4 protein-coding genes and 1 pseudogene are annotated in these 6,502 nt (G+C 73.8%); 4 read left to right on the top strand and 1 reads right to left on the bottom strand.

Annotated elements, in window-relative coordinates; all coding sequences use genetic code 11:
- Positions 1–511 precede the first annotated feature (511 nt).
- The 3 genes from HCJ92_RS20855 (at position 512) to HCJ92_RS20845 (ending at position 4,283) form a co-directional block, all read left to right on the top strand.
- Complete coding sequence (locus HCJ92_RS20855) at positions 512–1,645, top strand: NlpC/P60 family protein (RefSeq protein ID WP_167935155.1); 1,134 nt, start codon at positions 512–514, stop codon at positions 1,643–1,645.
- Between the two features lie 301 nt (positions 1,646–1,946).
- Entirely contained in the window at positions 1,947–3,011 is a 1,065-nt protein-coding gene (locus HCJ92_RS20850; protein ID WP_420824752.1) for a C40 family peptidase, read from the top strand.
- Between the two features lie 120 nt (positions 3,012–3,131).
- A complete protein-coding gene (locus HCJ92_RS20845; RefSeq protein WP_167935154.1) occupies positions 3,132–4,283 on the top strand; it encodes a glycosyltransferase family 4 protein in 1,152 nt (383 codons plus the stop codon).
- Between the two features lie 259 nt (positions 4,284–4,542).
- On the opposite strand, the gene HCJ92_RS20840 is transcribed toward HCJ92_RS20845, so the two are convergent.
- On the bottom strand, positions 4,543–6,354 hold the full coding sequence (locus tag HCJ92_RS20840) for an AMP-binding protein (protein WP_167935153.1): 1,812 nt from the start codon (positions 6,352–6,354) through the stop codon (positions 4,543–4,545).
- Between HCJ92_RS20840 and HCJ92_RS25160 the strand changes: the two are divergent.
- Positions 6,299–6,502 (top strand): annotated as a pseudogene (locus HCJ92_RS25160) (hypothetical protein); the annotation flags it as partial. The gene HCJ92_RS20840 and the pseudogene HCJ92_RS25160 sit on opposite strands and share 56 nt — an antisense overlap.

Here is a 6,502-nt window from a genome sequence, read left to right as displayed (position 1 = left end):
CGCCCTTCTCGGCGATCGCCCCGGTGAGGTCCGCGCGCCCGGTGGCGTCGGTGATGCTGTTGCGGCGGCTGGCGCGCGCCTGACGCCGGGTCGGCCGGGGCGCGGGGCCGGTGTCCTGTACCCGCCCCGCGGCCGGTCGTACCGGGCGTCCCCCACGCCCCGGGAGGAGAGCTCGGTCACACGCGTCCGCCGTCGGTCTGTCAAGTCGCGGCAGTCGAGACGAAACGGGCGGAACGTTCGTTGTCGGGAAAGCGTGTTCGGTGCGCCACTGCCCCGGTTCCATGGCATTCGTGGTGTACGGAGTGTGCGGGTTCGACTGCGCGTGGTGCCGGGTAGGTAAAATATCCCCGGGGGGATTTGAACGAGGGTTTCCCATGTCGCTATGGTCTGGCGTCGAACCTCCGCGCGGTTGTTCACTCATCCGGGGTGGCCGCGGAGGAACCGCCGATCCGCGGCAGACGCGCGGGGCCGGGCAACCGGCAGGCGGCTGAGGAAGAAGGAGATCGCCCCAGTGGCGTCCCACCGTCGTCCCAAGCAGCCGAGCCGCGCCCGTGTGTCCTTCTTCGGTGCCGCTGCCGCTGCGACCGTCGCGCTCACCTCCCAGGGCAGCGCGAGCGCGACCCCCAACCAGTCCAAGGACGAGGTCAAGGAGCGCGTCGACGAGCTCCACGAAGAGGCCGCGACGATCAACGAGGAGTACATCGGCGCGGTCGAGCGTGCCGAGACCCTCCAGGAAGAGGCCGACAAGCTCCAGGAGTCGGTCGCCCGGGGTCAGGAGGAGCTGAACGAGCTGCGCAACAGCATCGGTTCGGTCGCCTCCGCCCAGTACCGCAACGGTGGCATGACCCCCTCCGTGCAGCTCTTCCTCTCCGCGGACCCCGACGGCTACCTCGACCGCGCCTCCACGCTGGACCAGATCACCGGCAAGCAGGCCGAGGCGCTGCGCAACATCGAGGCCAAGCAGCGCGTCCTCGGCCAGCAGCGCGCCGAGGCCAGCGCCAAGCTCGAGTCCCTGGAGGAGAGTCGCGCCGAGGCCAAGGAGCGCAAGGACGAGATCCAGGGCAAGCTGACCGAGGCCCGGCAGCTGCTCAACCGCCTGACCGAGGAGGAGCGCGCCGCGATCGCCGCGGAGGAGCGCGAGGCGGAGGCCGCGGCCCAGCGTGAGGCGGAGGCCGCGGCGGACCGCGCCAGCCGCAGCGACGGCCGCTCCGACACCCCGTCCACCAGCAGTGGCAGCACTGGCAGCAGTAGCGGCGGCGGGTCCTCGGTCGCTCCCGGCGGTGGTGGCGGCGGGTCCTCCTACGCCCAGAGCGCCATCTCCGCGGCGCAGAGCAAGATCGGCTCGCCGTACGTCTTCGGCAGCACCGGCCCGACGACGTTCGACTGCTCCGGCCTCACCGGCTGGGCCTACAAGCAGGCGGGCATCTCGCTGCCCCGCACCTCGCAGGCGCAGGCCGCCGCCGGCACCCGGGTCTCCGCCGACAACCTGCAGCCCGGCGACCTCGTGCTCTACTACGGCGGCTTGACGCACATCGGCATCTACGTCGGCAACGGCCAGATCCTGCACGCGCCGCGCACCGGCTCCACCGTGAGCTACGCGCCGCTGCACTCCATGCCGTTCCAGTTCGGCGTGCGCGTCGCCTGACGCCACGGCCACCTCGGCACCACGGGGCGGCGGTTCACCGGGAGACCGGTGAGCCGCCGCCCCGCCGCCGTCTCGGAGGTGCGGCAACGCCCCGGCGGGGACGGGGGGTTCGTGCGCTCCCCCGGACAGGTGAATGTGCGACCCGTGCCGAGCGCCGTCGGCGGGCCCTCCGTGACCGCACTGACCTGCGGCGGAGTTCGGGAGCACGGTCAGAGGGCGGGGCGCGCCGCTGGGCGGCGGAAGTCGGAGCCGCAACTACATTCTGCTCTTCCCGTGCCCCGACCGAGGAGAGCGTCGCTCCGTGCCCACCAACCGAGGCTGCGTGCCTCCCTCCCGCGGCAGAGCCGCCCGGGCCGGCATGCTGACCGCCGCCGCGTCCGCCGTACTGGTCGGCGGCGTCACCCCCGTCCTCGCGCAGCCCGGCTCGGACCCGGGACCGGAGACGGTGAACTCGGCGGGCGAGCGGGTGGACGACCTCCTCGCCGAGGCCGAACGCGCCGTCGAGGCCCACAACGCGGTGGACGAGCGGGTGTCGCAGCTGGGGGAGGAGGTCGAACGACGCCAGGAGCGGCTGGCCCGCAGCCAGCAGCGCGTCAACGACCAGCGCCGCGCGATCGGTTCCGCCGCCGCCGCGCACTACCGTTCCGGTTCCCTGGACCCGGCGCTGGCCCTGCTGCTGGCGGACGACCCGGACGGCTACCTGGACCGGGCGGCCCACCTGGACCGCGTCGGCGACCGGCAGCGCGGTGAACTCCACGGACTGCTCGCCGCCCAGCGGGTGGTGGACCAGCAACGGGCCGAGGCAGGGGCGCTCCTCGCCGAACTAGAGGAGAGACGGGCGGAGCTGTCCGACCGCAAGAGCGAGGTCCAGGCCAAACTGGGGCGCGCCCAGCACCGACTCAACCGGCTCACCGCCGAGGAACGCGCCGAGCGGGAACGCAGCGAGCGCGAGCGCGCCGCCCGCGGCGAGCACCGCGACGGGGGCCCCGGGCCCGCCTCCGCCGCCGCGGACGCGCCGTCGGGCCGCGCCGCCGCGGCTGTGAGTGCCGCCAGGGCGGCCCTGGGTCGCCCCTACGTCTGGGGTTCGACAGGTCCCCACGGCTTCGACTGCTCCGGCCTCACCCAGTGGGCCTACGCCCAGGCCGGCGCCTCGCTGCCGCGCACCAGCCAGGGCCAGGCCGGCGCCGGCCGCCGGGTCGCGCTGGAACAGGCCCGCCCCGGCGACCTGGTGATCTACCGTGACGACGCCAGCCACGTCGCGCTCTACGTCGGCGACGGCCAGGTCGTCCACGCGCCCTACCCCGGCGCCTCGGTGCGCTACGACCCGGTACGGATGATGCCCGTCAGCGCCGTCGTCCGACCCTGACCTTCCACGGCGGCCACGGGGACCGCCGCGCCCCCGCCTGCACCGTCCGACCGGGGCCACGACGTGCGGACGGTACGGGAGTGGACGGCGGGGCACCCGGTAGCCGCTAGGCTCGTCCCGATGGACCGCACCCTGATCGTCACCAACGACTTCCCGCCGCGGCCGGGCGGCATCCAGGCGTTCCTGCACAGCATGGCGCTGCGGATGGACCCCGAGCGGATCGTCGTCTACGCCTCCACCTGGAAGCGCGGGCGCGAAGGCGCCGAGGCGACCGCGGCGTTCGACGCGGAGCAGCCCTTCACCGTGGTGCGCGACCGCACCACCATGCTGCTGCCCACCCCGCGGGTCACCCGCCGCGCCCAGGAGCTGCTGCGCCGCCACGACTGCCGCTCGGTGTGGTTCGGTGCGGCGGCCCCCCTCGGTCTGATGGCCCCGGCCCTCCGGTCCGCCGGTGCGCGCCGCCTGGTTGCCACCACCCACGGCCACGAGGCCGGCTGGGCCCAGCTGCCCGCGGCGCGGCAACTGCTCCGCCGCATCGGGGAGTCGAACGACACCCTGACCTACCTGGGGGAGTACACCCGCTCACGCGTGGCGGGGGCGCTGACACCATCCGCCGCGCGGCGGATGGTGCAACTTCCGCCCGGTGTGGACGAGAAGACCTTCCACCCCGACTCGGGCGGTGCCGAACTGCGCGCCTCGCTGGGGCTGACGGACCGCCCCGTCGTGGTCTGCGTCTCGCGGATCGTGCCCCGCAAGGGCCAGGACACCCTCATCAGAGCCATGCCCCGGGTGCTGTCCGAACTGCCGGAGGCGGTGCTGCTGGTGGTCGGCGGTGGGCCGTACCTGCCGGAACTGCGGAAGCTCGCCGTCTCCGAGGGCGTCGCCGACTCCGTCCGCTTCACCGGCTCCGTGCCCTGGTCCGAACTCCCCGCGCACTACGGCGCGGGCGACGTCTTCGCCATGCCGTGCCGGACCCGGCGCGGCGGGCTGGACGTGGAGGGTCTCGGGATCGTCTACCTGGAAGCGTCCGCCACCGGACTGCCGGTCGTCGGAGGTGACTCCGGCGGCGCTCCCGACGCGGTGCTGGACGGCGAGACGGGCTGGGTGGTCCGCGGTGGCGCGCCGACCGCCGCCGCGGAGACGGCGGAACGGGTGGTGACCCTGCTGGGCGACCCGGAGCTGCGGCGCCGCATGGGCGAGCGCGGCCGTGAGTGGGTCGAGGAGAAGTGGCGCTGGGACCTGATCGCGGAACGGCTGCGCGAGCTGCTCTGAGCGCGTGTGGCAGACGCACGCCGGGCCCGCGGCGCCGGCTACGGCCGTCCGCCGCGTTGTCAGGAACGCCCGAGTGCGATCCGGTATGAGGGCGCCCCTCCGCCGTGCGGCTGACCGCATCCGACGCCGCGAGCGGTCCGACGCGGGGTCTCCAACACGTTCCGGGGCGGCTCCGGACGATGCCCCGCACCCCGGACGTGCCACCGGCCGGCCCCGCCCCGAGGGCGCGGACCGGCCGGTGGCACGGCGGCAGGGAGGGTCAGGAGCCGTACAGCGCGTCGATCTCGGCGGCGAAGTCCCGGGCGACGACATGCCGCTTCAGCTTCATGGACGGCGTGAGGTGGCCCGTCTCCTCGCTGAACTGCGTCGGGAGCAGACGGAACTTGCGCACCGACTCCGCGCGCGAGACCGCGGCGTTGCCCTGGTCGACGGCGTCCTGCACGGTGGCGAGCAGGTCCGCGTCGCGCAGCAGCGCCTCGCGGTCCGAGATGTCCTTGCCGTTCTCGGCGGCCCAGCGGGGAAGGAACTCCTCGTCGAGCGTGATCAGCGCGCCCACGAACGGCCGGGCGTCGCCGACCACCATGCACTCGGCGACCAGCGCGTGTGCCCGGATGCGGTCCTCGATCACCGCCGGGGCGACGTTCTTGCCTCCGGCCGTCACCAGGATCTCCTTCTTGCGCCCGGTGATCGACAGGTAACCGTCGTCGTCGAGCGAGCCGAGGTCGCCGGTGTGGTACCAGCCGTCGGCCTTGGCCTCGGCGGTGGCCTTCTCGTTGTTCCAGTAGCGGTCGAAGAGGTGCTCGCCCCGCAGCAGCACCTCGCCGTCCTCGGCGATGCGGACCGTGGAGCCCGGCAGCGGGCGACCGACCGTGCCGATGCGCGGTGCGTCCCACGGGTTGAAGGCGGTCGGCGCGCACGTCTCCGTCAGGCCGTAGCCCTCCAGGACGGTGAAGCCGATACCGCGGTAGAAGTGGCCGAGCCGGACGCCGAGCGCGGCACCGCCGGAGATGGCGTACTCCGCCCGACCGCCCAGCGCGGCGCGAAGCTTGCCGTAGACCAGCTTGTCGTACAGCCCGTGCCGCAGCTTCAGCCCCAGACCCGGCTTCTGTCCGGCGGACAGGCCACGGCTCCACTCGATCGCGGTGTCGGCCGCCGAGTCGAAGATGCGGCCCTTGCCGCCCTCGCGCGCCTTGGCGCGGGCGCTGTTGTACACCTTCTCGAAGACCCGGGGCACCGCGAGCAGCAGCGTGGGGCGGAACGACGACAGGTCGTCGGTGAGCGTGGCGATGTCACTGGTGTGACCGAGCCGGATCGGGGCGAAGACCGCGGCCACCTGCACCAGCCGGGCGAAGACGTGCGCGAGCGGGAGGAACAGCAGCACCGACCGGTCCTGGCCGTTGAACAGCGGCGGCAGCGCGGCCACGACGTTGCCCGCGTCGGCGAGGAACGCGCGGTGGGTCAGGACGCAGCCCTTGGGCCGGCCGGTGGTGCCCGAGGTGTAGATGAGGGTCGCCGGGCTGTCGGCGGTCACCGTGTCGCGCGCGGTGGTGAGCTCGTCGTCGGAGACCGACGCCCCGGCCTCGGTCAGCTCCGCGACCGCGCCCCCGGCCCCGGCCTCCCCGTCGATGGTCAGCAGCAACCGCAGCTCGGGGAGGTCGCCCCGGAGGGCCTCCACTGCCTCACGGTGGGCCGCGTGCTCCACGACCACGCCGACCGCCGCCGAGTCCTGCAGGATCCAGCGGACCTGCTCCGCGGAACTCGTCTCGTAGACCGGGACGCCCACGGCGCCCGCGTACCAGATCGCGAAGTCCAGCAGGGTCCACTCGTAACGGGTGCGCGACATCAGCGCGACCCGGTCGCCCGGCCGTACACCGGAAGCGACCAGGCCCTTCGCCACCGTGCGCACCTCCGCCACGAAGGCGGTGCTGGTGACGTCCTGCCAGCCGCCCTCGGGCGTCCGGCGCGCGATCACCACGTCATCGGGCCCCGACGCCGCGTTGCGGTCGAGGACATCCGTGAGCCGGTCACCCGGCGCAACCTCGTACAGGGCCGGAAGGCTGAACTCGCGCACTGCTGCTCCTCGTCCCCGACGTCCCGGCCGGCGGACCGGCGGCCGTCGGCTGCGGTTCGACCGGGGCGACGTGATGCGGTGGAAGTACGGCAAGCTGCTCAGCAACCTCGCCAACGCCCTCGACGCGGTGGGCGGTGCCACCCTGCGG

Source organism: Streptomyces spiramenti (assembly GCF_012034385.1).
GTDB classification, from domain to species: Bacteria; Actinomycetota; Actinomycetes; order Streptomycetales; family Streptomycetaceae; genus Streptomyces; species Streptomyces spiramenti.
This window is presented reverse-complemented; position numbering and strand designations above follow the sequence as displayed.

Coding starts and splice junctions, on each gene's coding strand:
- HCJ92_RS20845 (WP_167935154.1), top strand. CDS start 3,132: ATGGACCGCACCCTGATCGTCACCAACGACTTCCCGCCGCGGCCGGGC.